The 25,766-nt window shown below is 72.8% G+C and carries 23 protein-coding genes; 12 read left to right on the forward strand and 11 right to left on the reverse strand.

Annotation, left to right across the window (positions count from 1 at the left end; translation table 11 throughout):
* Position 1 precedes the first annotated feature (1 nt).
* The 7 genes from HZS56_RS21160 to HZS56_RS21190 are packed head-to-tail and all read left to right on the forward strand — an operon-like array spanning position 2 to position 7,740.
* A complete protein-coding gene (locus HZS56_RS21160; protein WP_216722322.1) occupies positions 2 to 1,027 on the forward strand; it encodes an NAD-dependent epimerase/dehydratase family protein in 1,026 nt (341 codons plus the stop codon).
* Entirely contained in the window at positions 1,024 to 2,298 is a 1,275-nt protein-coding gene (locus tag HZS56_RS21165; RefSeq protein WP_253914596.1) for a DUF4910 domain-containing protein, read from the forward strand. Before HZS56_RS21160 ends, HZS56_RS21165 begins: the two co-directional genes overlap by 4 nt.
* Positions 2,295 to 3,647, forward strand: a complete 1,353-nt coding sequence (locus HZS56_RS21170) for an MATE family efflux transporter (RefSeq protein WP_216722323.1) — start codon at positions 2,295 to 2,297, stop codon at positions 3,645 to 3,647. Before HZS56_RS21165 ends, HZS56_RS21170 begins: the two co-directional genes overlap by 4 nt.
* The gene (locus HZS56_RS21175) at positions 3,644 to 4,591 is read left to right on the forward strand and encodes a glycosyltransferase family 2 protein (protein ID WP_216722324.1); all 948 of its coding nucleotides are present in this window, start codon (positions 3,644 to 3,646) and stop codon (positions 4,589 to 4,591) included. Before HZS56_RS21170 ends, HZS56_RS21175 begins: the two co-directional genes overlap by 4 nt.
* Positions 4,588 to 5,850, forward strand: coding sequence for a polysaccharide pyruvyl transferase family protein (locus HZS56_RS21180; RefSeq protein WP_216722325.1), 1,263 nt, complete (start codon positions 4,588 to 4,590; stop codon positions 5,848 to 5,850). Before HZS56_RS21175 ends, HZS56_RS21180 begins: the two co-directional genes overlap by 4 nt.
* On the forward strand, positions 5,847 to 6,425 hold the full coding sequence (locus HZS56_RS21185) for a dTDP-4-dehydrorhamnose 3,5-epimerase family protein (RefSeq protein ID WP_216722326.1): 579 nt from the start codon (positions 5,847 to 5,849) through the stop codon (positions 6,423 to 6,425). Before HZS56_RS21180 ends, HZS56_RS21185 begins: the two co-directional genes overlap by 4 nt.
* The gene (locus HZS56_RS21190) at positions 6,415 to 7,740 is read left to right on the forward strand and encodes a glutamate-1-semialdehyde 2,1-aminomutase (RefSeq protein WP_216722327.1); all 1,326 of its coding nucleotides are present in this window, start codon (positions 6,415 to 6,417) and stop codon (positions 7,738 to 7,740) included. Before HZS56_RS21185 ends, HZS56_RS21190 begins: the two co-directional genes overlap by 11 nt.
* 33 nt (positions 7,741 to 7,773) lie before the next feature.
* Here the strand turns inward: HZS56_RS21190 and HZS56_RS21195 are convergent, their stop codons facing one another.
* From HZS56_RS21195 to HZS56_RS21240, 10 genes are all read right to left on the reverse strand, one after another.
* On the reverse strand, positions 7,774 to 8,445 hold the full coding sequence (locus tag HZS56_RS21195; RefSeq protein WP_216722328.1) for a phosphatase PAP2 family protein: 672 nt from the start codon (positions 8,443 to 8,445) through the stop codon (positions 7,774 to 7,776).
* Between the two features lie 113 nt (positions 8,446 to 8,558).
* Positions 8,559 to 9,080: a hypothetical protein gene (locus HZS56_RS21200; RefSeq protein WP_216722329.1), complete on the reverse strand. Its 522-nt coding sequence runs from the start codon at positions 9,078 to 9,080 to the stop codon at positions 8,559 to 8,561.
* Between the two features lie 23 nt (positions 9,081 to 9,103).
* Positions 9,104 to 10,183 (reverse strand): DNA polymerase III subunit beta family protein, encoded by a 1,080-nt coding sequence (locus tag HZS56_RS21205; RefSeq protein ID WP_216722343.1) that lies wholly within the window; start codon positions 10,181 to 10,183, stop codon positions 9,104 to 9,106.
* 125 nt (positions 10,184 to 10,308) lie between these two features.
* Positions 10,309 to 11,763 carry a glycoside hydrolase family 30 protein gene (locus HZS56_RS21210; protein WP_216722330.1) on the reverse strand — a complete coding sequence of 485 codons (1,455 nt, stop codon included), beginning with the start codon at positions 11,761 to 11,763 and terminating at the stop codon, positions 10,309 to 10,311.
* Between the two features lie 323 nt (positions 11,764 to 12,086).
* Positions 12,087 to 12,713 carry a GntR family transcriptional regulator gene (locus HZS56_RS21215; RefSeq protein WP_216722331.1) on the reverse strand — a complete coding sequence of 209 codons (627 nt, stop codon included), beginning with the start codon at positions 12,711 to 12,713 and terminating at the stop codon, positions 12,087 to 12,089.
* 171 nt (positions 12,714 to 12,884) lie between these two features.
* Positions 12,885 to 13,820 (reverse strand): NAD(P)-dependent oxidoreductase, encoded by a 936-nt coding sequence (locus tag HZS56_RS21220; RefSeq protein WP_308408116.1) that lies wholly within the window; start codon positions 13,818 to 13,820, stop codon positions 12,885 to 12,887.
* A gap of 162 nt (positions 13,821 to 13,982) precedes the next feature.
* Positions 13,983 to 15,311 (reverse strand): GntT/GntP/DsdX family permease, encoded by a 1,329-nt coding sequence (locus HZS56_RS21225; RefSeq protein WP_216722332.1) that lies wholly within the window; start codon positions 15,309 to 15,311, stop codon positions 13,983 to 13,985.
* A 105-nt stretch (positions 15,312 to 15,416) separates the two neighbouring features.
* The gene (locus tag HZS56_RS21230) at positions 15,417 to 15,941 is read right to left on the reverse strand and encodes a ribose-5-phosphate isomerase (protein WP_216722333.1); all 525 of its coding nucleotides are present in this window, start codon (positions 15,939 to 15,941) and stop codon (positions 15,417 to 15,419) included.
* 175 nt (positions 15,942 to 16,116) lie between these two features.
* A complete protein-coding gene (locus HZS56_RS21235; protein WP_216722334.1) occupies positions 16,117 to 17,823 on the reverse strand; it encodes a dihydroxyacetone kinase family protein in 1,707 nt (568 codons plus the stop codon).
* A gap of 159 nt (positions 17,824 to 17,982) precedes the next feature.
* Positions 17,983 to 18,912, reverse strand: a complete 930-nt coding sequence (locus HZS56_RS21240; RefSeq protein WP_216722335.1) for a sugar phosphate isomerase/epimerase family protein — start codon at positions 18,910 to 18,912, stop codon at positions 17,983 to 17,985.
* A gap of 241 nt (positions 18,913 to 19,153) precedes the next feature.
* On the opposite strand from HZS56_RS21240, the gene HZS56_RS21245 reads away from it, so the two are divergent.
* The gene (locus HZS56_RS21245) at positions 19,154 to 20,089 is read left to right on the forward strand and encodes an aminoglycoside phosphotransferase family protein (protein WP_216722336.1); all 936 of its coding nucleotides are present in this window, start codon (positions 19,154 to 19,156) and stop codon (positions 20,087 to 20,089) included.
* Here HZS56_RS21245 and HZS56_RS21250 read toward each other — a convergent pair.
* Complete coding sequence (locus HZS56_RS21250) at positions 20,074 to 21,999, reverse strand: ABC transporter ATP-binding protein (RefSeq protein WP_253914597.1); 1,926 nt, start codon at positions 21,997 to 21,999, stop codon at positions 20,074 to 20,076. The genes HZS56_RS21245 and HZS56_RS21250 overlap by 16 nt on opposite strands.
* 289 nt (positions 22,000 to 22,288) lie before the next feature.
* Between HZS56_RS21250 and HZS56_RS21255 the strand changes: the two genes are divergently transcribed.
* From HZS56_RS21255 to HZS56_RS21270, 4 genes are all read left to right on the forward strand, one after another.
* On the forward strand, positions 22,289 to 23,146 hold the full coding sequence (locus HZS56_RS21255) for a TetR/AcrR family transcriptional regulator (protein WP_216722337.1): 858 nt from the start codon (positions 22,289 to 22,291) through the stop codon (positions 23,144 to 23,146).
* Positions 23,147 to 23,305: 159 nt separating this feature from the next.
* Complete coding sequence (locus HZS56_RS21260) at positions 23,306 to 24,199, forward strand: beta-keto acid cleavage family enzyme (protein WP_216722338.1); 894 nt, start codon at positions 23,306 to 23,308, stop codon at positions 24,197 to 24,199.
* Positions 24,200 to 24,252: 53 nt separating this feature from the next.
* The gene (locus HZS56_RS21265) at positions 24,253 to 25,209 is read left to right on the forward strand and encodes a 3-hydroxyacyl-CoA dehydrogenase NAD-binding domain-containing protein (protein ID WP_216722339.1); all 957 of its coding nucleotides are present in this window, start codon (positions 24,253 to 24,255) and stop codon (positions 25,207 to 25,209) included.
* Positions 25,206 to 25,685: a thioesterase family protein gene (locus HZS56_RS21270; protein ID WP_216722340.1), complete on the forward strand. Its 480-nt coding sequence runs from the start codon at positions 25,206 to 25,208 to the stop codon at positions 25,683 to 25,685. Before HZS56_RS21265 ends, HZS56_RS21270 begins: the two co-directional genes overlap by 4 nt.
* The last annotated feature ends 81 nt before the right edge of the window (positions 25,686 to 25,766 follow it).

Genomic DNA, 25,766 nt, shown 5'->3' on the forward strand with positions numbered 1-25,766 from the left:
CTTGCGCGTACTGCTGACCGGGCACCAGGGCTATCTGGGCACCGTGATGGCCCCGGTGCTGGCCGCCGCCGGGCACGAGGTCGTCGGTCTCGACGCCGGCCTGTTCGCCGACTGCGTCCTCGGCCCGACGCCCGCGGACCCTCCGGGGCAGCGGGTGGACCTGCGCGACGTCACGGCCGAGCACGTGGCCGGGGTGGACGCCGTGATCCATCTGGCCGCGCTCTCCAACGACCCGCTGGGCTCGCTGGCACCTGAGCTCACCTACGACATCAACCACCACGCCTCCGTGCGGCTGGCGCGGCTGGCCCGCGACGCCGGGGTGCAGCGCTTCCTGTACGCCTCGACCTGCTCGGTGTACGGCACCGCGGGCGGTGACGACCTGGTGGCCGAGGACGCGCCGCTGCGCCCGGTGACGCCGTACGCGGAGTCCAAGGTGCGGGTGGAGGACGACCTGCACGCGCTGTCCGACGGGGACTTCAGCCCGGTGTACCTGCGCAACGCCACCGCCTTCGGGTACTCGCCCCGGCTGCGCGCGGACATCGTGCTGAACAACCTGGTGGGTCACGCGCTGCTGTCCGGCGAGGTGCTGGTGCTCTCCGACGGCACCCCCTGGCGTCCGCTGGTGCACGCCGCGGACATCGCACGGGCGTTCACGGCCGCCCTGGACGCGCCGCGGGAGGCGGTGCACGACCGGGCGTTCAACATCGGCAGCGAGGTCAACAACGTCACGGTCGCCGAGATCGCCGAGCAGGTGGCCGCGGCGGTGTCCGGTTCGAAGGTGGTGATCACCGGGGAGACCGGTGCCGATCCGCGCTCGTACCGGGTGGACTTCTCCCGCTTCCGCGCCGCGGTGCCCGGCTTCGACTGTGCGTGGACGGTGAAGCAGGGCGCCGCCGAACTCGCCGACGCCTACCGGGACTTCGGTCTCACCCGGGAGGGCTTCGAGCAGCGCTTCACCCGCCTCGCGGTACTGCGCGCGGCCACCACGAGCGGCGCCGTCGACGACACCCTGCGGCGGCGCCGATGACCGGGTCCGGGCAGGAGATGTACGCGCTGGTGGAGCGGCTCTACCCGCTGTGCCGGAGCATCACGGGCGACGGTGTGCGCGCCACCCTGCGGATCGTCGACGAGTACATCCCCCTGCACGTGCACGAGGTGCCGACCGGGACACAGGTGCTCGACTGGACGGTGCCCAAGGAGTGGAACATCCGGGACGCGTACGTCGCCGACGCCGCCGGCCGCCGGGTCGTCGACTTCGCCGCCTCCAGTCTGCACGTGCTCGGCTACAGCGTGCCGGTGTCGGCGACCATGCCGCTGGCCGAGCTGCGCCCGCACCTGCACACCCTGCCGGACCGCCCGGCCTGGGTGCCGTACCGCACGAGCTACTACGAGCCGGCGTGGGGATTCTGCCTGGCCCAGGAGACCCTGGACGCGCTGCCGGACGGCGAGTACGAGGTCCGTGTCGACTCCACGCTGGAGGACGGCCACCTCACCTACGCCGAGCACGTGGTCCCCGGGCGGGTCCCCGACGAGGTGCTCGTCTCCTGCCACGTCTGCCACCCGTCGCTGGCCAACGACAACCTGGCGGGGATCGCGGTGGCGGCGTTCCTGGCCCGGGAACTGGCGGAGCGCAACCCGTACTACACGTACCGGTTCGTCTTCGCGCCCGGCACCATCGGGGCGATCACGTGGCTGGCCCGCAACCGGGACCGGATCGAACGGGTCAGGCACGGGCTGGTGCTGGCCTGTGCGGGCGACGCCGGGCAGCTGACGTACAAGCAGAGCAGACGCGGCGACGCGGAGATCGACCGGGTGCTGCGGCACGTGCTGGCCGCCTCCGGACGCCCGCACCGTGTCCACGAGTTCACGCCCTACGGCTACGACGAGCGGCAGTACTGCTCGCCCGGGTTCGACCTGGGCGTGGGCTCGCTCACCCGCACCCCGTACGCCGGCTACCCCGAGTACCACACCTCGGCGGACGACCTGGACTTCGTCTCCCCCGCGGCGATGGCGGACACGCTCGCCGTGTGCCGCGAGGCGTTCGCCGTCCTCGACCGCAACCGGCGCTACGTCAACCTCAGCCCCTACGGCGAACCGCAGCTGGGCCGCCGCGGGCTGTACGACTCGCTCGGCGGCCGCAGCGACGCCAAGCAGGCCCAGCTGGCCATGCTGTGGGTACTCAGCCTCTCCGACGGCGAGCACGGTCTGCTGGACGTCGCCGACCGGTCGGGGCTGCCGTTCGACACCGTCGCCGGAGCGGCGGACGCCCTGCACGGCGCCGGGCTGATCAAGGCATGACGCCGATGGCCACCGGGGAGGAGAAGAGGACGCCCGCGGCACGGGCCGGCCGAGCCCCGCGGGCCGGCACCCGGGGCATGGTCGGCCGGCTGTCCTGGGGGCTGGCCGACCAGGCGGCCTCCAGCCTGTCCAACTTCGTGGTGGGCGTCTACGTGGCCCGCGAGCTCGGGCTGACCGCGTTCGGCGTGTTCAGCCTGGCCTGGGTGACCTACGGGGTGGTGCTCAACGTCTCCCGCGGGCTGGCCACCGACCCGCTCGTCGTGCGGTTCAGCGGGGTTCCGGAACCGGCCTGGCGTGGGGCGGTGGCCCGCTCCTCGGGCACCGCTCTCGGCGTCGCCGCGGCCATCGGCGCGGCCTGCCTGGCCGTCGGCCTGGCGGTCGGCGGCACGGTGGGTCCCGCCTTCGCCTGCCTCGGCGTCGTGCTGCCGGGGCTGCTGCTGCAGGACGCGTGGCGCTATGCGTTCTTCGCCGCCGGGACCGGCCGCAAGGCGTTCGTCAACGACGTCGTGTGGGGCGTCGCGCTCGTCCCGGCCATGGTGGCGGCGGCCCACGTGGGCAGCGTGTCCGCCTTCGTCCTCGCCTGGGGCGGGTCCGCCGCGGTGGCCGCGGCCTACGGCTGCCTCCAGTCCGGCATCCGGCCGAGGCCGGCCGAGGCGCGCGCATGGCTGCGGGAGCAGCGCGACCTCGGCTACCGGTATCTGGTCGAGAACGTCGGGGTCAGCGGTGCGAGCCAGCTGCGCGCGTACGGGCTCGGCGCGATCGTCGGGGTCGGCGCGGTGGGTGTCGTGCGGGGCGCCGAGCTCCTGATGGGCCCGTTCCTCGCCGTGCTGATGGGCCTGTCGCTGGTCACCGTCGCCGAGTCGGCGCGGGTGCTGCGGCAGGCCCCGCACCGGCTGGGCCGGTTCTGCCTCATGCTCGGCGGCGGCCAGGCCGTCGCCGCCCTGCTGTGGGGCACGGTGCTGCTGTTGCTGCCCAACCGGCTGGGCGAGCTGGTGCTCGGCGACGTCTGGAGCGGTGCCTCGGAACTCGTCCTGCCGGTCACGCTGAGCGTCGCGGGCGCCGGCATCGGCACCGGCGCGGCGGCCGGGCTGCGCGCGCTCGCCGCGGCCCGGCGCAGCCTGCGCTGCCAGCTCTTCGCCTCCGCCTGCTACGTCGGCGGCGGGCTCGCCGGCGCCGTCGCCGGCGGCACGGTCGGCTCGGCCTGGGGCGCCGCCGCCGCGTCCCTGTGCGGCTCGGCCGCATGGTGGCTGCACCTGCGGGCCGCCCTGCGCGAGCGCGGTCACGTACCCGTCCCCGAAACAACCGGAGTACCGGAAGTACCCGAAGTCCCTGAGACGAGGAACCCATGACCCACCGTCCCCGGCTGAGCATCGGCCTGCCCGTGTACAACGGCGAGGAGTACCTGGCCGAGTCCTTCGAGGCCCTGCTCGGCCAGACCTACGAGGACTTCGAACTGGTCGTCTCCGACAACGCCTCGACCGACGGGACCCAGGACATCTGCCGCCGCTACGCCGCGCGGGACTCGCGCGTCAGGTACATCGCGCTGCCCCGCAACATCGGCGCGGCGCCCAACCACAACTACGTCTTCACCGAGTGCCGCGGCGAGCTGTTCAAGTGGGCCTCGCACGACGACCTCTACGCCCGGGACCTGCTGCGCCGCTGCGTCGAGGCGCTCGACGAGCGTCCCGGGGTGGTCCTCGCACACTCGGGCCAGGCGGTCGTCGACGGCGACGGCAAGGTCAAGGTGCCCTACGAGTACGGACTCGCCACCGACTCGCCGCGCGCGCCCGAACGGTTCCGCAGCCTGCTGTTCGAACCCGGGGGCGACGACTTCTACGGCGTGATGCGGGCCGACGTGCTGCGCCGGGTGAAGCCGCACGACAGCTACCACCACGCGGACCGCACGTTCGTCGCCGAGATCACCCTGCACGGGCCCTTCCACCAGGTCCCGGAGCTGCTGTACTTCCGCCGCGACCACCCCACCCGCGCCGAGCGGGCCAACCCCTCCAAGCGCTCCCGGTGCGTCAACCTCGACCCGCGCCGGGCGGGCCCGCTGCACCCGACACCCCGGCTGCTCGCCGAGTACGTCTGGGGTTTCGTCTCGGCCGTCCGGCGGGCGCCGCTGTCCGTGGCCGACCGGCAGGCGTGCTACCGCCATCTGGCCGCCTGGGCGACCAGCCGGGTCCGTCCGGGCGCCGGCGAACGGGTCGAGGACCGCACCCCGGTCGACCCCGACCGGCTCACCGTCTCCGTCGACGACCTCGTCGCCGGCCGCGAAGGGAAGAACGCATGACGACGGAGCACAAGTCCCCTTTACGCGTGGGGCTGTTCGGCCTGCTGGGCGCGGGCAACACCGGCAACGACGGATCGCTGGAGGCCGTGCTCGACCACCTCCGCGCCGCTCACCCCGAGGCGGTCGTGGACGCGATGTGCGGCGGACCCGAGATCGTCGCGACCCGGTACGGGATCCCCACGACGCGGCTGAACTGGTACCGGGGCGAGTACCGGACCGCCTCCCGGGCGGGCGCGATCGCGGGCAAGGGCCTGGGCAAGATCGTCGACGCGGTGCGCACCGCCGCCTGGGTGCGCCGGCACGACGCGGTGATCGTGCCGGGCACCGGCGTCCTGGAGACCACGCTGCCGCTGCGGCCGTGGGGGTTCCCGTACTCGCTCTTCCTGCTCTGCGCCACCGGCCGCCTGCTGCGCACCCGGGTCGCGCTCGTCAGTGTCGGCGCGGGCCCGATCGGCAGCCGGCCGACGCGGGCGCTGACGCGCTGGTCGACGCGGCTGGCCGCGTACCGGTCGTACCGGGACACCCAGTCGCGGGAGGCGATGCGGGCGATGGGCGTGGACACCGCGCGGGACGAGGTGTACGCGGACCTCGTGTTCGCCCTGCCCGCGCCCTCGGCGGGCGAGCCCGCGGGCACGCCCGGCCCGGTCTGCGTCGGCGTCATGGACTTCCACGGCAGCAACGACGAACGCGACCGGGCCGAGGAGATCCACCGGCGCTACCTCGACGGGACGACCCGGTTCGTGCGCGCGCTGGCCGAGGAGGGCAGGCCGGTCCGGCTGCTGACCGGCGACGAGCTGGACCGGCCGGTGGCCGACGCGATCGTCGACGCGGTGGACTCGCCGCTGGTCACCGTCGCCGAGGCGGCGTCGCTGGCCGACCTGATGAAGGAGACGGCGTGTGCCGACACCGTCGTGGCCACCCGGTACCACAACCTGGTCTGCGCGCTGCGGGTCGGCACACCGACCCTCGCGATCAGCTACTCGGCGAAGAGCGACTCGCTCATGGCCGACATGGGACTGGACCCGTACTGCCACCCGGCCCGCGAGGTCGATGCCGACCGGCTCCTGGAGCAGTTCCGGGAGCTGGAGCAGCGGTCGGCCGAGGTGCGGCGGACGCTCGCCGAGCGGAACCTGGCCGCCGTCCGGCGCGTCGAGCAGCAGTTCGCCGCGCTGACCGCGGTCCTGCGGCCGGCGTCCGGTTCCGGCACCACCGACCCACGCGCCCGTGCCCGTTCCCGTGCCCGGCAGGAGGCCCCATGAAAGTGACCGACGTCGCGGAGATCCACGGCGCGTACCTCTTCGAGCCGACGCCGTACGCCGACGAACGCGGCTTCTTCTGCCGCACCTTCGACGCCGACGTGGTCCGCTCGGTGGGCATCGACCCGGACGCCTTCGTCCAGGACAGCCTCTCCCGCTCGGCCCGGGGTGTGCTGCGCGGCCTGCACCTGCGTTCCGGGGCGGGCGAGGCCAAGCTGGTGCGCTGCTCGTACGGGAAGGTCTTCGACGTGGTCGTGGACCTGCGTCCGCACTCGCCGACGTACCTGAACCGCGGCTTCTTCGAGCTGTCCGGCGAGACGCAGGCGACCCTCTACGTCCCGGCGGGCTGCGCCCACGGGTTCCAGGCGCTGACGGAGACCGCCGACACCTCGTACCGGATCGACCGCCCGCACGATCCGGCCGAGGACGTGACGATCGCCTTCGACGACCCGGACCTCGCCGTTCCGTGGCCGCTGCCTCCCACGTCGGTGTCCCGGCGGGACCGGGAGGCACCGGGTCTGGCCGAGTTCCTGCAGCGCCAGAAGCACGAGGGGAGTCGAGACCGCCGTGACGGGTGAGGACTTCGCGCTGCCCCGCTCGCGGGCGGCGAACGAACGGCTGCACGCCCTGGTGCCGGGCGGCGCGCACACCTACGCCAAGGGCGACGACCAGTACCCCGAGGACCTGGCACCGGTCATCAGCCGCGGCCGCGGCGCCCACGTGTGGGACGTCGACGGCAACCGCTACGTCGAGTACGGCTCCGGCCTGCGGTCGGTCAGCCTCGGCCACGCCCACCCCCGCGTGGTCGAGGCGGTGCGGCGGGAACTCGACCGCGGCAGCAACTTCGTACGGCCCTCCGTCGTCGAACTGGAGGCGGCGGAACGCTTCCTGGCCACGGTGCCGACCGCGGAGATGGTCAAGTTCGCGAAGAACGGCTCCGACGCCACCACGGCCGCGGTACGCCTGGCCCGCGCCGCCACCGGGCGCCCGCGGGTGGCCGTCTGCGCCGACCACCCGTTCTTCTCCGTCGACGACTGGTTCATCGGGACCACGCCGATGTCCGCGGGTGTTCCGGCCGCGACCACGGAACTGACGCTGTCGTTCCCGTACGGCGACCTGGCTGCCACGGAGAAGCTGCTCGCCCGGTACGAGGACGGGATCGCGTGCCTGGTCCTCGAGCCGGCGGCGCACTCCGAGCCGCCGCCCGGGTACCTGGAGGGGTTGCGCGAGCTGGCCGACCGGCACGGCTGCGTCCTGGTCTTCGACGAGATGATCACCGGCTTCCGGTGGTCGGAGGCGGGCGCCCAGGGCCTGTACGGCGTCGTGCCCGACCTCTCCACCTTCGGCAAGGCGCTGGGCAACGGGTTCGCCGTCTCCGCCCTGGCCGGACGCCGCGCCCTGATGGAGCGGGGCGGGCTGCGGCACTCCGGCGACCGGGTGTTCCTGCTGTCCACCACCCACGGTGCGGAGACACACGCGCTGGCCGCCGCCATGGCCGTACAGAGCGTCTACGTCGAGGAGGGGGTCACGGCGCGACTGCACTCCCTGGGCGAGCGACTGGCCGCCGGAGTCGGACGGGCCGCGGCCGACGCGGGCGTCGGCGACCACGTCGTCGTCCGGGGCCGGGCCAGCAACCTGGTCTTCGCCACCCTCGACGAGAACGGGCAGCCCTCGCAGGAGTACCGCACCCTGTTCCTGCGCCGGCTGCTCGCGGGCGGGGTGCTGGCGCCGTCGTTCGTGGTGAGCAGCGCGCTGGACGACGCCGACATCGAGCACACCGTCGAGGTGGTGGCCGAGGCGTGCGCGGTCTACCGCAAGGCGCTGGAGGCCGGTGACCCGACCCCCTGGCTCGCCGGACGGCCGGTGAAGCCGGTGTTCCGCCGGCGGGCGTGACGGGCCCCGGCTCCCTGGTGAAGTAACGCCCCGTCAGAGGTGGTTCGCGTCGGCCATCGCCCTGGCCGGCCGGTCGGCGGCCCGGTCGACCAGCCAGGCTGTGGCCGGGACCACGGCCAGGGCGGTGCACCAGCCGCCCAGGGCGTCGGTGGCGTAGTGCGCGCCGAGGGCGACCTGCGCCCAGCCCATCGCGGCGCCGGTGGCCGGCGCCGCGCCGAGCACGACGAGGGTGCCCGCCGTCCTGCCGAGACCGAGCCGCCCGGTCACCAGCAGCGCCAGCACGAGGGCGAAGGCGGTGAGGAAGGCGGTGTGGCCGCTCGGGTAGGACAGGTGCCCGCCGTTGATGGTGCGTCCGACGACGCGCTTGAGCAGCGTCGTCGTCGCCACGCTCGCACCGGTCCCGGCCACGACGAGCACCGCCGCGCGAGGGCTCCGCAACAGCAGGCAGCCCGTCAGGGCGGCCCCGACGAGCAGCACCGCGCCCGCGGGCTCCCCCAGGAAGTCCGTGGCCGTCGCCACGTGCCGCCACGGTGCGCCCGGCCCGTACACCGCGGCCGAGACCCGCGTGTCCACCGTGCCGGGGGCTCCGTCGTCGGCGTACCGGATGCCGAGCACGAGGAGCAGCAGCGCGGCGAGCGCCGCGGCCGGCGCGAGCCACGGGCGCAGCGACGGGGACAACAGCGCGGGCGCCGGTCCCCCGGTCACCGGCGGACCGCTCCGTGCGAGTATGCGCGCATTGGTGCAGCTTACTCGCGACCGGGACGCGTCAGGCGGGCCGCCGGGGAGGCCGGCCTCGTCCGGCCGAGTGACAGCGGGAGTCATCCCGCGGGACCCGGGGCGGAGGCCCTCCTGGTGGTGTCCCGGCGGGAGACGGCCTCGGCCACCTCGTCGAGGGCCGTGCGCAGGGAGGCCCCGTACGCGTCGTGGGGCAGGTCGGGGGCGTGCTCCCGGGCCGCGGTGAGGTGCTCCGCCGCTGCGTGGAAGGAGCCGAGGCGGCGGTAGTCGTCGGCGAGGTTGAGGTGCAGGGACGGGTAGAAACCGGCGATGTGCAGCCCGGTGTGGTGCCGTTGGACGCGCTGCTCGGTCACGGCGCCGGCGGCGTCCAGGGCGCGGACGTCCCAGGCCAGGGCCTGGGCAGGGTCTTCGTAGAGGTCGGCGAGGTGGTGCGCGAGGGTGCAGCGGTGCAGCGGGTCGCCGGTGACGCCGATCGTGGCCCACAGGGTCAGCAGCTTCTGCCGGGCGGAGGCGGCGGCGCCGGTGCGTCCTTCGGTGACGGCTCGGGCGATGGCGTCCATTGTCGGGTCGGTGGCGGTGGCGGTGTCCGTGGGGCTTTCGTTCATGGTGGGTCCTCTGCCGGTTCCGCTCAGGCGGGGTGGTCGGGTGCGACGGGCATGACCAGGGTGGTGAGGTCACCGCGGTCGGCGGAGCGGATCGTGACGGGCCGGCCGGGCCCACGCAGGTCGAGCAGCACGTCGGGGCCGACGGCGGTGCTGACGGCCGGGTAGAGGGTGGTCGGCTCGAAGGAGATCTCGAGGTCCCGCCCCGTCGTGGTGGCCGTGAGCGTCGTGGCAGCCGGGAGCGGCGCGCCCGTGGCGCCCGTACGATCGACCTCCGCCGCCGGAACCGTCAGGCCGTCCCGGGTGATCCGCAGCGTGATCCGCTCGCCCAGCCGGTCTTCCAGGACCCTCAGGAGCAGGTCCTTGGAGACGGCCGCCCGGGTCGTGGGCCCGGGCAGCGCCGCGAGCATCGACCGGTGGTCGGGATACTCGTCCGCCAGCAGCCGGCAGTGCAGGTCTCCCCGGTCCGCCGTGCGCAGCAGGCATGCGTGCGGCGTCGCCTCGATCCGCACCGCCGCGCTGCGGCGGATCTCCCCGGCGGCGGCCCGCAGTTCGTCGCCGTCGACCGTGGCGGCCCAGGAAGCGGCCGCGGCCTCCACCGGGACCAGGGTCCGGGTCGCCAGACGGTAGCGGTCCGTCGCGGTCAGGGTGACCGCTTCCGTCGTCGCCTCGACACGCAGCGCGCCGAGTACCGGCATGCCCGGCTCGCGCACGGCCGCGGTCAGGACCTGCTCGATCGCGTCGGCCAGAACGGGCCCCCTGAGCACGGCGACCGGGACGCTCGGCTCGTGGGTGAGCGACGACTTGACCGATGCGGCCTTCTCCCGCACCGCCTCCGCGTCCCCGAGGACCTTCGCGACGTGCTCGTCGATCAGCCGGGCGGCGTCCCCCGCTCCGGCGCCGAGCACCGCTTCGACCGCGGTGAGGGGCATGGCGAGTTCGCGGAGCCCGCGCAGCGCGGTGGCCCGTTCCACCTGGTCCGCACCGTAGTAGCGGTATCCGGAGCCCGGGTCGACCTCGGCGGGCGGCAGCAGACCGGAGTCGGCGTAGAAGCGCAGGGCGCTCGCGGTCAGCCCGGTACACCGGGCGAAGACCCCGATCGGCATCAGTTCGGCGTTTGTGTTCGGCACGCCGTCATCCTCGGCCTTCAAGCAGCATGAAGGTCAACCGTGGACGGACGCCCCGGACCGTTCGGGCCGGGGCGTCCGTCCACGGGGAGGGAGGTGGCGGGTCAGCCCTTCGCCGGGAGGACGAAGGAGACCATGGAGCGGGCGGGGACGTCCGCGGTCAGGTGACCGCGGGCACCGCGCACGGGGCTCAGTGCGCTCAGGTCGTGCTCCTCGTTGGTCAGGTAGCGCTTGACGGAGACCCCGTTCACACCGGGCAGCGCGAGGTCGGTGGACGCGTTCTGGTGGCCGTTGTTGATCACCTGGACGGCGACGGAACCGTCCTTGTTCTCGAACGCGCTCACGCCCAGCAGCGAGTTGGGGCTCTCAGCCGCGACCCGGTGGGCGCCCGGCTTCACGAAGCGGCTGAACTGGGCCATGGCCCACAGGCGCGCCGAGGCGTCGACCTCGCCGTCCTTCAGCTGGATCAGCGCACTGTTGCTGTCGGTGTTCTCCGCGCCGATCCAGTACAGGAACGCGCTGACGCCTCCCTCGGTGAACGAGTCCTGGATCTTGTTCGCCCACTCCAGGCCCTCGCCCGCCTTGCCGATGGCGTCCCAGTGGTTGTTCCAGTCGCCGTCGAGGTCGGCCCACTCCGTCTGCCAGGTGGGCTTGTCCGTGCTCAGCGGAGAGGACGGCGCGTCCTGGTAGCCGTGACCGACGACGGTGTCGACGTACCGGGCGGCGCCGGGCACCGACTTCATCTCCTGGAGCATCTCCTCCTGGTCGCGCCAGCCGGTGGCCTCCCCGAACGCGATCTTCGTGTCCAGGTCCGACTTCCCCAGCAGCGGACCGAACACCTTCAGGAAGTCCGCGGCCTGGTAGCCGTCGGAGCGCATGCTGGCGTACTCGGTGGTCAGGTCCGGTTCGTTGGTGAATCCGACGTGGGTGACGTCGATTCCCTCCTGCTGGTAGAACCTCAGGTACTGCACGAGGTACTTGGCGTACGCGGTGCGCCAGTCGCCGGACGCGCAGTCCGTGCCGCGCACGCCGCACAGCTCGCCGCCGTTGCTGTCCTCGCCGTTGGTCTTCATGTAGCCCGGTGCGCTCCAGGCGTCGGCGTAGATGTTCTGCACGCCGTACTTCTGCGCCTGCTTGGTGAGCCACACCTGCCCGTTGTCGTCGCCGTCCCAGACGTAGTGCGGGGCGGCGTCGGGGGCGCCCGGGCTCTCGGGCGCGATCGACTTCATCCAGTCCCGCTCGTCCGTGGGCGAGGAGCCGATGCCGTTGCGGAGGACGGTGAGGCCGGCGCCCTTGTCGTCGCTGAAGAGCAGGTCGAGGACCTGTTGCCGGCTCTCGGAGGGGAGGTCCTGAATCTGGCGGGCGCGTTGGAAGGCCTCGGAGAAACCGAACCCGTCGACGACCTGGTACCGCTGATGAGGATTGACCGTGATGGCGGTCCGGTCCGCGGCCTGCGCCGTGCCGGAGCCGAGGGCCGTCGCGCCGAGGACGAGCAGACCGGTGAGGGCGGTGGCGGTCCTGCCGCGCCGGCCGGTCCGCGAATTCTGCGTTCTGCGCATACCTTGCACACCTTGTTCCGTGGAATGGACGGAGTTCACCGCGCCCGTGGAGTTCCCGCGGGAGTCCCGCGGAGGGAAAGAATGCCGGGGCGGCGAGCATGACAGTGGTGCTCTCTTCCGGCCAGAAGATGACTTCAATTTATGAGCCATTTATCGGGCCGGTCAACCGTCCGACGGAAATTATTCGAATATTTCCCGCCGCCCTCAGGCGCAGGAAATCGCAGCGGCAGTACGGAAATCGCCCGGAAGGCGGGCAGGCGTCGACGCCGGCCCGCGTCGCCGTACGGCGGGCGGGGGCGGCAGGCGGGAGGGTCAGGAGCGGCTCAGGACCGTGCCGCGCGGTCCGCCACCCCCTGCAGATGTGCGCGCATGGCCGTCTCGCACTGCTCCGGATCCCCGACGTCGAACGCGTCCAGAATCGCCTGGTGTTCGGCCAGGGCGATTTCCGTGTCCGTCACCCGTGTCCCGTGAAATCTCCGAAAGCGCTGCACATGCGCTCCGAGCGGATCGATGGCATCGCACAGGAAACGGTTTCCGCATTTCTTGGCGATGACGTCATGGAATGCGGAATCCGCCTGGAGATAGGCCCGGAAATCGTCGTTGTCTCGTTGCACGGCGGCCTGTGTCATGCGCGCGTGCCATTCCTGGAGCGACTGCGTGGTGCCCGCTGCGTCCCGCTCGCAGGCGTGCCGGGCGTTGTAGGGCTCGATGAGCAGGCGGGCGGCCATCAGCTGCGAGAATTCCTCGTCGGTGAGCATCGGCGCGACCGTGTAGCCCTTGAGCGGGACGCGGCGGACGAGGCCGGTGTGCTCCAGCTTCGCCAGGGCCTCGCGCAGCGGAGTGGCCGAGACGTCCCACTCGCGGGCGATGGTGTCGATGCGCAGCGGCGTGCCGGGGGCGAGGCCCTCGTCGAGGATCAGCGACAGCAGGGCTTCGTAGGCCTCGTCCATCAGTGCGGTGCGTACCGGTCCGCCGACCGTCCGCCTAACGGTGCCGCCCATGTAGTTGCCCTCCGTTCTGCCGGGCGCCGTTCCTCGCGCCTCACCGTGGCGGATCCCAGGTTAGCGGCCCGGGCGGGAGGCCCTGTCGCGCAGCCCGGGCCGGACACCGCGCGGCCCGCATCAGGTCCCGGTGTGCGGGAAGAGCAGGGTGACCAGGGCCGAGTCGTCCTCGGCGGCCAGGCCCTGCGCCATCGCCAGCTGGTAGAGCTGGTCGGCCGCGGCCGCCACCGGTGTCGACACCCCGGCCTGCTTGGCCAGTTCCACCACCAGGTGCATGTCCTTGCGGATGATGTCCAGCCGCGACCGCAGCTCCGGCCCGCCCGAACCGTCGGCGGCGCGGCGGTACTGCTGCGCCATCCGCGGGCCGCGGTCGGCCAGCATGAACGAGGCGGCGGCGCCCTGGCCGAGCACCTCCACCGCGGCGTCGGCGTCGATGCCCAGGGAGTGCGCGAGGGCCAGGGACTCGGCCGCGGCGGCGGTGTGGATGCCGCACAGCAGTTGGTTCACGGTCTTCATGATCTGTCCGTCGCCCACGTGGCCGCCCACGACGTGGACGGTGGTGGCCAGCCGGTCCAGGACCGGGCGGGAGACGGCCAGCGCGGCTTCGTCCGCCCCCACCATGATGAGCAGTTCACCGGTTCCGGCCCGGACCGCGCCGCCGCTGACGGGGGCGTCGACGAGCAGGACTTCCTGTTCGGCCAGGCGCGCGGCGGCGGACTTGACGGCGTCGACGCCGACGGTGCTGGTGACGACGACCACGGAGTTCCGTCGCAGTCTGCTGCAGGCCCCCGTGGAACCGTCGCCGTCGCCGAACAGACAGGCGTTCAGCTGGGCCTGGTCGCGGACGGCGACCACGACGACGTCCGCGCCGTCGACCGCCTCGGCGGGGTCGGTGGCCGGGACGGCGCCCGCCTCGGCGGCCAGGTCGCGCCGCGGTCCGGAGATGTCGAAGGCGCGGACCGGAAAGGCCCCGGCCAGACGGGTCGCCATGGGCAGGCCCATCGCGCCCAGGCCGAGTACGGCGGTTGCGGGGGCGTTGGTGTGCGGCTCGGACACGGTGTGTTCCTTCGGGTCTCGGTGTGTGCGGGCGGTGGGCCCGTCCGGCTCCCGGTGGTACCGGAGAACCGGTGTGGGCCGGAGGGGGCCGGTGCGGACCGGCGTGGGCCGGTGTGGGCCGGTGGACCTGTGGGCCGTTCGGGTCACGGCCCGGTGCGGTCGTCAGACGAGGACGGCGTGCATCAGCAGTGCCATCGCCAGGCCGACCACGGCGACGAGGGTGGACAGGACGGACCAGGTCTTGACGTTCTGGGCGACCGACATGCCGAAGTACTCCTTCGAGAGCCAGAAGCCCGCGTCGTTGACGTGCGAGAAGAACAGGGAGCCGGCGCCCACGGCCAGGGCCAGCAGGCTCGCCTCGACCTGTCCGGTACCGGCGGCCATGGGGGCGATGATGCCCGCGGCCGCGGTGGTGGCCACCGTCGCCGAGCCGGTGGCGAGGCGGATGAGTACGGCCACCAGCCAGCCGAGGACCAGCAGGGGGATGTTCGCCTCGGCGGCTCCCTTGCCGATGGCGTCGGCGACTCCCGAGTCGACGATCAGCTGCTTGAAACCGCCACCGGCCCCGACGATGAGCAGGATGCCCGCCACCGGCGGCAGACCGGAGGAGACGATGGAGCGGACCTCGGCCCTGCTGGTGCCCAGCGCGTAACCGAAGGTGGTCATGGCGACGAGGACGGCGAGGAACATGGCCACCAGCGGGTTGCCCAGGAAGTCCAGGACCGTGTTGTACCAGGCGTCGCCGGGGAAGGCTATGTCCACCACCGACTTGGCGATCATCAGCACCACCGGGAGCGCGATGGTGAGCAGGGAGACGGTGAACGACGGGGTACGGCGGCCGTCGCTGTTCTCCTCGTCCACCACGAGCGACTCCACCAGCGCCGCGGGCGGCTCCGAGTGGACCCGCTTGGCGATGTAGTTGCCGTAGAGCGGCCCGGCGATGATCACTGCCGGGACCGCCGCTATCAGGCCGAGTCCGAGCGTGGTGCCGACGTCGGCGTGCAGGGCGTCCACCGCGACGAGCGGGCCGGGGTGCGGCGGCACGAAGGCGTGCAGGGCACCGAGGCCGGCGAGGGCCGGAACGGCGAGGCGGACCAGCGGGGTGGCGGTGCGCCGGGACATCACGACGATGAGCGGGACCAGCAGGACCAGTCCGACCTCGAAGAACATCGGCAACCCGATGACGACGGCGATGAGCGCCATGCGCCAGGGCAGCGAGCGGGCGCCCGAGCGGGCGGTGAACCTGTCGACGATACTGTTCACCGCGCCGGAATCGGCGAGGAGTTTGCCGAGGACGGCCCCGAGTGCGATGAGCGCACCGGTACTTCCGAGAGTGCTGCCCATGCCGTCGCCGAAGGCTTCGACCACCTTGTCGAGGCCCATGCCGGCTCCGATGCCGAGCACCAGCGAGCCGGCGATGAGCGCGACGAAGGGGTGGAAGTCGAGCACGCTGATCAGCGTGACGATCACGACGATGGCGACCCCGACCATGGCGAGCAGCAGGGTGTCGTGTCCGGTCCAGCCGCCGTCCTGCGCGGAGGCCAGGGAGAGGACGGGCGAGGACGGGTCGCGGTCGGCGGTCCCGGCCGAGCGAGGTCAGCGAGAGGCGTCGGCCTCGCGGGAGGCGGCACGGTCCGCGGTGTCGCCGCGGTCGTAGGTGTCCAGGGCCGCGACCTTCTCGCCGGAGGGCGAGGCGGGGTCGAAGCGGTAGCCGAGCCACTCGCGGGCCAGCCGGCGGGCGAGCTCCAGACCGATGACCCGCTGCCCCATGGTCAGCACCTGGGCGTTGTTGCTCAGCACCGACCGCTCCACGGAGAAGCTGTCGTGCGCCGTGACGGCCCGGACACCGGGCACCTTGTTGGCGCTGATGGCCACGCCCAGGCCGGTGCCGCACACCAGGAGGGCCCGGTCGGCCTGTCCGGCCGCGATCAGGCGTGCCGCCGCCACACCGATGTGCGGGTAGGCGGTGTGCTCGTCCGCGCCGACACCGACGTCGGTGACGGCCGCGACCCGGGGATCGTTCTCGAGGTCGGCCTTGAGGGTCTCCTTGTAGGCGAAGCCGGCGTCGTCGCAGCCGACGACGACACGCAGTCCGTCGGAGGCCGCGGAGGTGTCCGTCATGGTGGTCGCACTTCCTTTCCGGTGGCAGGTCGGGTGGGGAACGGGGAGTGAGTGAGGGAGGGACGCGAGGGGCGAGGGCGTCGCCCGCGTGAGCGCGGCGACGGGTGACTGCCGGTACGCGTCCCCGGCCGGTGCGGTCGTCCAGGACGTGGGCCGCGGTGGGCGTTGCCCGCCGTCAGACGCCGGCGGCCGTACGGGCGCACAGTGCGAGGGAGGTCGCGCCGGCGTCCGGGGTTCCGAGGCTGCGCTCGGCGAGGGGTGCCGCCCGGCCGGTGCGCGGACGCAGGGACGCGGTCGCCTCGGCGGCGCGGGTGGCGGCCCCGGCTGCGCGCCGGGACGCCTCGCCCAGGGGGAGGCCCTCGGCCACCCCGGCACCGAGTTGCTCGGCCAGCGGGCCGAGAGCGTCGACGAGGGTCTTGTCGCCGGGCCGGGCACCGCCCAGGCGGGTCACCGCGTCCAGTGCTCCACGCACCCCGGCGGCCACGGTCTCGCCGTCGACCGCGCCGGTGTCGCCGAGCGCCTCGGCCAGGGCCCGCAGGCCCACGCCCCACAGCACCCCCGACGTGCCGCCCGCCTCGTCGGCCCAGGCGTCCGCCCCGGCGGTGAGGACCGTGGCGGCGCCGCCGCCGCGCTCCGCGACGAGGCCGGCCGCCCGGACGGCGGCGTCGATGCCCTTGCACATGCCCCGGCCGTGGGCGCCGTCACCGGCGACCGCGTCGATGCGGCCCAGGCTGTCGGCGTTGTCGTGCAGTGCCCGCTGCACGGCGCGCAGGTTCTGCAGCACCGTTGCGGCCGCCCGGCGGGAGGCCTCGTCCGCGGGCGGCGGGGCGGCTCCCGCACCGGTCACGGCGGCGGCCTCCACCACACGCGGCGCCGCGGCGGGAAGGGCGGGGTTGCGCCGGTAGCCGGGGGCGTCGCACGAGGCGCACCACCAGCGTTCCAGGTCCTCGTCCAGCCAGGTCAGGGTGAGGGATACGGCGGCCATGTCGAGGCTGGTCACCAGTTCGCCCACTTCGGGCCGTACGACGGTGAGACCGGCCGCGCGCAGTTCCGCATCGACGTGGCCCCACAGCAGGTACAGCTCCTCGTACTTGGTGGCGCCCAGGCCGTTGAGTATCGCGGCGACCCGGCCCGCGGACCCCGCGGGACGTTCTTCCAGCAGCCGGGTGACGAGGGTGCGGGCCAGCGTGGCGGCGTCGGTCCGCGGGCGGTCCTCGATGCCCGGCTCGCCGTGGATGCCCAGGCCGACCGCCATCATGCCGTCCGGGACGGTGAACAGGGGCCGGTCGGCGCCCGGAAGGGTGCAGCCGGAGAGGGCGACACCGAAGGAGAAGGTGCGGTCGTTGGCGCGCCGGGCGGCCTCCTCCACACCGTCCAGATCGAGCCCTTCCTCGGCCGCCGCGCCGGCCACCTTGAAGACGGTGAAGTCGCCGGCGATGCCCCGGCGTTCGTGGCGCCGTCCGGCCGGGGCGCTGGCCACGTCGTCGGTGACGACGACGGTCCGTACGTCGAGCCCGGCGGCTCTCAGCCGTTCCTGCGCCATGCCGAAGTTGAGCCGGTCACCGGCGTAGTTGCCGAAGCCGAACAGGACGCCGCCGCCGCGCTCCGCGGCCCGCGCCACCGTCTCGGCCTGTCGGGCCGAGGGCGAGGTGAACACGTTGCCCACCACCGCGCCCGCGGCCAGGCCGGGGCCCACCAGCCCGTGGAACGCCGGGTAGTGTCCGCAGCCTCCTCCCACCACGACGGCCACCCGGCCGTCGTCGAGCGGGCCACTGCGGACGACACCGCCGTCGACCGGGGTGACGTGGCCGGGGTGGGCGGCGGCGAAGCCGCGCAGCGCCTCCTCGCCGAACTGCTCAGGGTCGCCGAACAGCTGTGTCATCGAAAGGTCTCCACTTCGTCGTGGGCATCCGCCGGCGGGCGGACGTGGTGCGTGAGGGGCCAGGGGGTGCGGCGCGCGCCCGTCCGGCGGCGGACGCGGCCGTGAGCGGGCGGGCCGTGGCGGGCACGGCCGAGCGGACGCGGCCGGCCGTGCTGTCGGTCAGACGGCCGCGGCTGCCAGGACCCGCCGCAGGTAGTCCCGGTTGGCGGCCGAGACGCTCAGGCCGTCGCCGCCGTAGTGCTCCACGCAGAACGCGCCGGTGAAGCCGTGCTCCAGGGCGAACCGCACGGCCTTGCGGTAGTTCATGAAGCCCGACTCCAGCGGCGCGGGCGTGGTGAGGACCGTTCCGTCCGCCGGGTCCTCGCTGCGGTAGTAGTTCTTGACGTGCCAGTAGTTGGCGTGCGGCAGGGTCTTCTCGACCATCGACTCCCACGACTCGACGGGCCGCTGCATGCGGAGCAGGTTGCCCAGGTCGGGGTTGAGGCCGACGTTGTCCCGGTCGATGTCCGTGAGCAGCGCGACGGCCGAGTCGGCGGTGCCGAGGTAGGTGTCCTCGTACATCTCCAGGGTCAGGGAGACGTTCACCCCGGCGGCGTGATCGGCCAGTTCGCGCAGCCGCGAGACCGCCTTCTGCCAGGTGTCGCGGTCGCCCTCCGGGTCCTTCGGGCCGGGCACGGTCCAGAACCACAGCACCCGCTGCTGCTCCGGGCTGAGCGGCCGGTGCAGTCCGAAGGAGACCACCGGCACGCCGAGGGCGGCTGCCGCGTCGACGGTGCGGTGCGAGTAGGCCAGGTTGCCGTCGCCGTCGGCCGGGTCGATGACGCTGCGGCGGATCGCCGAGATGGCCGGTGCGACGAGACCGGCCGCCACGACGGCTTGCTTGAGCTCCTCCAGCCGGCCGCCGTCCAGGTCGCCTGGCCGTACCCAACTGTCGGTCAGGTCCACCTCGGAGAAGCCGGCGTGGGCGACCTCGCGCAGGGTCCGGGCCCACTCCTCGGCGGTCTGGTCGTGCGTGGTGCGGCCGTCGGGGAGGTTGTGGGGGAACTGGAGCAGGGCCGCGGCGATCGGCCAGGTGTCTGCACTGTACAAGTGACTCCGCCTTTCCTATTTCCTATAGGATGCAGGGGATGCATGCATGAGTCAACAGTCTTGACGGCGACCCGTCCCACGCCGCCTTCGGCGCCCCCTCCCCCGTCTTCGGGAAACAGCAGCGGTCCGAAGGAGGCGCGCGGAGAGGCGCGCCTCACGGTTATTGGAGTTGACCCCGGGGAGTCCGCTGGTGACGATCGGGACCGCGGAGTGTCGGTACGCGGGAACCGAGGAGTCAGACATGCAGGACCGACCGGCCCATGTGGACGAGAGCGAACTGCTCGCACTCGTGCGCGCGCACTGGGACCCGGACGTGGACGCGCTCGACCACCAGCCGGTCGGGTTCGGGGCGCACCACTGGCGTGCCACCGCGGGCGGCGAGGCACGGTGGTTCGTCACCGTCGACGAGCTGGGCCGTCGGCACGACGCGAAGTCGCTGGAGTCGGCGTACGCCGGCGCGGCTTCCCTGCACGCCGCCGGGCTGGACTTCCTGCACGTCCCCGCCGTGGCGGGATCCGGCACCTACACCCTTCCGCTGCCCGCCGAGTCCCACCGCCTCGCGGTCAGCGTCACCCCGTGGCTCGGGGACGCGCGGGAGCCCGGGGCGCCCGGCGCCGAGGCCGAGTTGCTGGCCCGGCTGCACGCGGCCCGGCCGGTGCCGCTGCCCGAGTGGGCGCCGCGCGTGCCCGCGTCCTTCGTCGACGACCTGGCGGTCCTCCTCGACCGGCCCTGGACGGACGGCCCGCTCGGCGAGGAGGCCCGAGCCCTGACGGCGGACCGCCGCTCCCGGGTCGAGGGGTGGTACGAGGAGTACGCCGCGCTCTCGCGCACGGTCGATCCGGACGAGTTCGTGGTGACCCACGGGGAACCGGGGGTGCACAACCAGCTGGTCACCGGCGGCCGCGTGGTACTCGTCGACACCGAGAGCCTCATGCTGGCCCCGGCCGAACGCGACGTGTCCGGCCTCTGGCCCGTCGGCCGCGACTGGCTGGACCGGTACGGCTCGGTGCCGCGCCAGGACCGGCTGCGTCTCTTCGATCTGGAGTGGGTGCTGACCGAGGTGGACGAGTACACCGCATGGCTCGGCGGCCCCCACTCGGGAGGCCCCGACGACGTGGTCGCTCTCGGAGGCCTCCGTACGGAGCTCGACAAGGACTTGGGTCAGGGGCTGTCGTAGCCGGCGCTCGTGCGGGCGGGCGAGACGGGGCCGTGGTACGGGTCGGGCGCGGGGTCGGCCGGTCGCGGCAGGTCGCCCGTGAGGGGCTCCGCGGCCGAGTGGCCGGGCACCGGCTCGGCGCTCTCGCCGAGGAAGCCGCCCGACTGGTGCTGCCACAGCTTCGCGTAGGCGCCGCCGGCGGCCAGCAGCTCCGCGTGACTGCCCTGTTCGACCACGGTGCCGCGGTCGAGGACGACGAGGCGGTCCATGCCGGCGACGGTGCTGAGGCGGTGGGCGACCACCAGGGCCGTGCGTCCGTCCATCAGCCGCCACAGGGCGTCCTGGACGAGGACTTCGCTCTCCGAGTCCAGTGCGCTCGTCGCCTCGTCGAGCAGCAGGATCGGCGCGTCGCGCAGGATGGCGCGGGCGAGGGCTACCCGCTGGCGCTGGCCGCCCGAGAGTTTCACTCCACGCTCCCCCACCAGGGTGGCGAAGCCGTCGGGGAGTTGACCGGCGAACTCCGTGACGTGTGCGGCCTCGGCCGCCGCGTGGATCTCCTCGTCGGTGGCGCCGGGGCGGGCGAAGCCGATGTTGTCCCGCAGGCTGCGGTGGAACATCGCGGGTTCCTGCGGGACGTAGGCGATCAGTGAGCGCAGGTCCGCCTGGCGCAGCCGGCTGATGTCCTGACCGCCGATCAGGATGCGTCCTCGATCGAGGTCCGACATCCGCAGCAGTAGCCGGGTGAGCGTCGTCTTGCCGCCCCCCGACCTGCCGACCAGACCGATCCGGGCGCCGCCGGGCACGTCCAGGTCGAGTTTCCGGAAGATCGGCTCCGCTCCCGCGTGGGCGAAGGTCACGCCCTCGAACGCGATACCGGTGTGCTGCGGCGCGAGGGGTTCGGGCTCTGCCGGATCGAGCACGGTGGGCGGATCCAGCAGCAGCTCGGTGAACTGCGCGGCCTCGGTCATCGAGCTTTCCAGCCGCCGGTAGATCTGGTTGAACTCAAACATGATCTGGGTGGCGTTGGCGTAGTAGGTGAAGGCGACGACGAGCTCCTCCACTCCCTGTCCCGGCCCGCCGAAGGCGACGGCGACCACCAGGCCCAGCACGTTGGTCAGCACGGACATCGGAGCGATCAGGACGTCGACACGCAGGTTGCCGTAGTCCCACGACCTGAGCGTCAGCCTCCGGGACTCCGCGACCCGGTCGCGGTGTTCGACGGCCTCCCGGGGCTCGGCCGCGAAGGCCCGGACGGTCTCCATGTTCATGAGGCTGTCGGCGACGTGCCCGGAGACCCGGGCGATCGCCGCCTCTCGGTCGTTGACGAGCCGCTGCCGCCGGCGGATCAGCGGTGTCGCGGCCACCACGGTCAGCGCGATCATCACCAGCAGACCCGCGACGAGCATCGGTTCGTAGCTCCAGAGCACCACGGCCCCGAAGACCAGGGGGACGAGACTGCCCACGATCCGGTACGTCATCGTGTCGACGAAGTCCTCGAAGCGCTTGCCGAAGCTGAGCACCCGTTTGGTCAGGGAACCGGCGAAGTTGTCGTGGAAGAACGCCGCGTCCTTGGCGAGGAGTTCGTCCATGCCGCTCACGTACAGGTGCTCCATGCCGAAGGCGTCCACGCGGTTCAGGCAGTGCTGCCCCACCCGCCACACGGCCTCGGCCAGCAGCAGCGTCACCCCGAAACCCAGCACGTACGGCAGGGCCGAGCCGAGGGTGAGACCGCCGTCGTCGGCGGCCCGGCCCGCCAGTTTGGCGATCAGCAGCGGGCCGATGTAGCGGATGCCGATGTTGCCGACGGCCGGCAGCAGCAGCGCGGGCAGGGCCAGCCGTCGTAGTCGCAGCAGTTCCCGGCCGTAGTGGCGCAGCGCCAGGACGACCGCGCCCCTGCCCGGCGCCGCCCCTTGCTTCTCTGTGGTCCCCATCACACTCCCGGTGGTTCGGAAGCAGGAAGTTTCCCGTCGGACGAGGTTCCGGGTCCACGCATTTAACGCGGACGGGCGACAACCGGACACCGCTGCGCTCCGGCGCATGGGCGACTGCGGGGCACAGCGAAGACGACAGGAGGCGGCAGGGGACGGGTCGCTCCAGGGGCGTTGCAGTCCTGACTGTCTCGCCGGTCAGAATCTCAATAGGGCGTTTCACCAGTACTTTCTCACTACTCTCCTCCAATACTGTTGAGTTTTCCGCAACGTGCGTCTAGGGTCGTGGCCCGTGGAAACCGACGACGTCCTCGACGGCGCACCGACCGCCGACACCGCCGCCCGCGTCCGCGAGGTCATCGCGGACGCGGGCGTCAGCCAGCGCGAGTTCGCGCGCCGTGTCGTCATGGATCCGTCCAAGCTCTCCCGTTCGCTGAGCGGCACCCGCCGTTTCACGGCCGCCGAGTTGGCGCGGATCGCCGACGAGGGCCGGGTCGACGCGGGCTGGCTGCTCGGCACCCGGCCTCGCGAGGAGGCCGCGGTCCCGGACGCCGGGGTGACGGGCGGGCGACCGCTGCAGATCGTCCGCGAGACGGTCCGGCTGGTCGCGGAGCACGGTTTCCACGCGGTGCGGGTCGCCGACATCGCCCGCGCCTGCGCCACCAGCAGCGCCGCGATCCACTACCACTTCCCGGGTCGCGCCGAACTCCTGGAGGCGGCCGTGCGCTGGTGCATGGACGAGGACACCGCGCGCCGCGCCGCCCGGCTCGCCGAGGCGGACGACGCGGCGGCGGAGCTGCACCAGCTCATCGAGTTGCAGACACCGCGCACCCCGCAGCAGCGCCGCCAGTGGGCGGTGTGGCTCGATCTGTGGGCCGAGGCCGCGCGCTCCACGGCGGTGGGCCGGCTGCACTCCGAGTACTACCGGCAGTGGCGGGAGACCGTCGCCGACGTAGTGCGCCGGGGCGTCGGACAGGGCGTGTTCCGTGCCGGGCTGGATCCGCAGGCGGCGGCACTGACGCTGACCGCACTGATCGACGGCCTGGCGACGCACGTCCTCTCCGTGGGCGAACCGGCGTCCGCCACGGCCGCGGACGCGATGCACGCGGCGCTGACCACCCATGTCACCCACACGATCCTGATCCCCTAGCCCGCCGGCGACGGACGTCGGCCCCGGCAGCCACAACAGCCGGTCGGCCGACCACAGCCACTCGAGTCGTCCCGACAGCCACAGCAACCCCGCACCCGCCCGCACCCCGCACCCGCTCCGCCGTCACGTCGAAGCGGCAAGATCCCGGGAGGCCCCCGCATGCCCATGACCGAGAACGTCATCATCACCTGCGCGCTCACCGGCGCCGGCGACACCGTCCGCAAGAGCCCGCACGTCCCCGTCACCCCGGAGCAGATCGCCAGGAACGCCGTGGAGGCGGCCGCCGCCGGAGCCGCCGTCGTCCACATCCACGTACGGGACCCGGAGACCGGCGACCCGTCGCGCGACCCGAAGCTGTACCGGGAGGTCGTCGAACGCGTCAAGGAGACCGGCACCGACGTCGTCATCAACCTCACCGCCGGCATGGGCGGCGACCTGGTCATCGACCCGGACGACCCGCTGACCCACCTGCCCGGCACGGACCTCGTCAGCGGCCTGGAGCGCCTCCCGCACGTCGAGGACCTGCTGCCCGACATCTGCACACTGGACTGCGGTTCGCTCAACTTCGGTGACGGCTCCAACCTCTACGTCTCGACGCCCGACATGCTGCGCTCGGGCGCGCGGCGCATCCAGGAACTGGGCGTGCGGCCCGAGCTGGAGATCTTCGACACGGGTCAGCTCTGGTTCGCCAAGCAGTTGCTCGCGGAGGGGCTGCTCGACGACCCGACCGTGTTCCAGCTGTGCATGGGCATCCCGTGGGGCGCTCCCGCGGATCCCGGCGTACTTCAGTCGATGGTCAACATGCTGCCGGACGGCGCACGTTGGGCGAGTTTCGCGCTCGGCCGGATGCAGATGCCGTGGGTCGCGCAGTCGATCCTGCTCGGTGGCCACGTCCGGGTGGGCCTGGAGGACAACCTGTATCTCGGCAAGGGCAACAAGGCAACCAACGCCCAACTCGTCGAACGGGCCGTAGCCATCACCGAGTCGATCGGCGCACGCGTCGCGACGCCGGACGAGGCCCGTGCCACCCTCGGCCTCAAGCCGCGCCAGTAATTCCCTTCTCCTCTCCCGTTCCCTCCCCTCCCTCCCCCGATGAAGGACCCCCCATGACCTCACCCGAGAACGTCCGCCGCGTCGCCTGCGTGGGCGCCGGCGTCATCGGCGGCGGCTGGGTCGCCCACTTCCTGGCGCGCGGCTACGACGTGACGGCCTGGGACCCGGCACCCGACGCCGGACGCAAACTGCGCCGCCTGGTCGACGCCGCGTGGCCGACGCTCACCTCCCTCGGCCTGGCCGAGGGCGCTTCGACCGACCGGCTGACCGTGACCGACACCCTCGAACAGGCGGTTTCCGAGGCCGAGTTCGTCCAGGAGAGCGCGCCAGAGAAGCTCGACCTGAAGCGTGATCTGCTGGCCCGGCTGGACGCTGCGACACCGCCCGGCGTCGTCATCGCCTCCTCGACCTCCGGCTATCCGATGAGCGACATGCAGACCACGGCCGCGGACCCGTCGCGCCTGGTCGTCGGCCATCCGTTCAACCCGCCCTATCTCATCCCGCTCGTCGAGGTGGTCGGCGGCGAACACACCGACGCGGCGGCGGTCGCCTGGGCCTCGCGCTTCTACGAGGTCGCCGGCAAATCCGTCATCACGATGGACAACGAGGTCCCCGGCTTCATCGCGAACCGCCTCCAGGAGGCCCTGTGGCGCGAGGCGCTGCACATGGTCGCGAACGGCGAGGCGACGGTCCGGGACATCGACCTGTCGATCACCGAGGGTCCCGGGCTGCGCTGGGCGGTGATGGGCCCGATGCTGACGTTCGCACTCGCGGGCGGCGAGGGCGGGATGGCGCACATGCTGGACCACTTCGGCCCGTCGCTGAAGTCGCCGTGGACGCGTCTGGAAGCACCTGAACTGGACAAGCAGCTGTACGACGCGGTGGTGGCGGGCTGCGACGAGGCGGCCGACGGACGCTCCATCGCGGACCTGGTGGCCGAACGCGACCGGGGCGTCGTCGACGTGCTGCGCTCCACCGGCCGCCTGGACCGCGAGGAGGACTCCCGATGACGCGGCTCCCGCTGTTCCACAGCACGGTGCGCCCGGAGTGGATCGACTACAACGGCCACATGAGCGAGGCCTTCTACGTCCTCGTCTTCGGCCACGCCACGGACGCGCTGATGATCGAGACGGGTCTGGACGGCGGATACCGCGAGTCCACCGGCTGCTCCCTCTACACCGTCGAGTCCCACGTCCGCTATCTCAAGGACGTACCCGAGGGCGCCCATCTCGCCATCCGTACGCGCGTGTTGGGGGCGGCCGCACGCAAGGCGCGCTTCGTGCACGAGATGTACACGGTGTCCGAACCGAGGTCGGAGCCGGAGCCGGGCGCGGCCCCGGTGGCGACGACGGAACTGCTCGCGGTCCACGTCGACCAGCGGGCGGGCCGGGCCACCGGGTTCCCGGACACCGTCCGGCACCACTTCACGGAGCTCACCGAGCCGGCTCCGGAGTGGGCGGGCCGCTCGATCGCCGCGGTGGGCTGACCGCCGCGGTTGCGCTAGCCGCGCCGGGTTGAGTGACGCCCCCTGCGGCCCTGTCGGGCTGCCGGGGGCGCTTTCGTTGCC

Origin of the sequence: Streptomyces mayonensis (genome assembly GCF_018982965.1) — a bacterium.
Taxonomy (GTDB): domain Bacteria; phylum Actinomycetota; class Actinomycetes; order Streptomycetales; family Streptomycetaceae; genus Streptomyces; species Streptomyces mayonensis.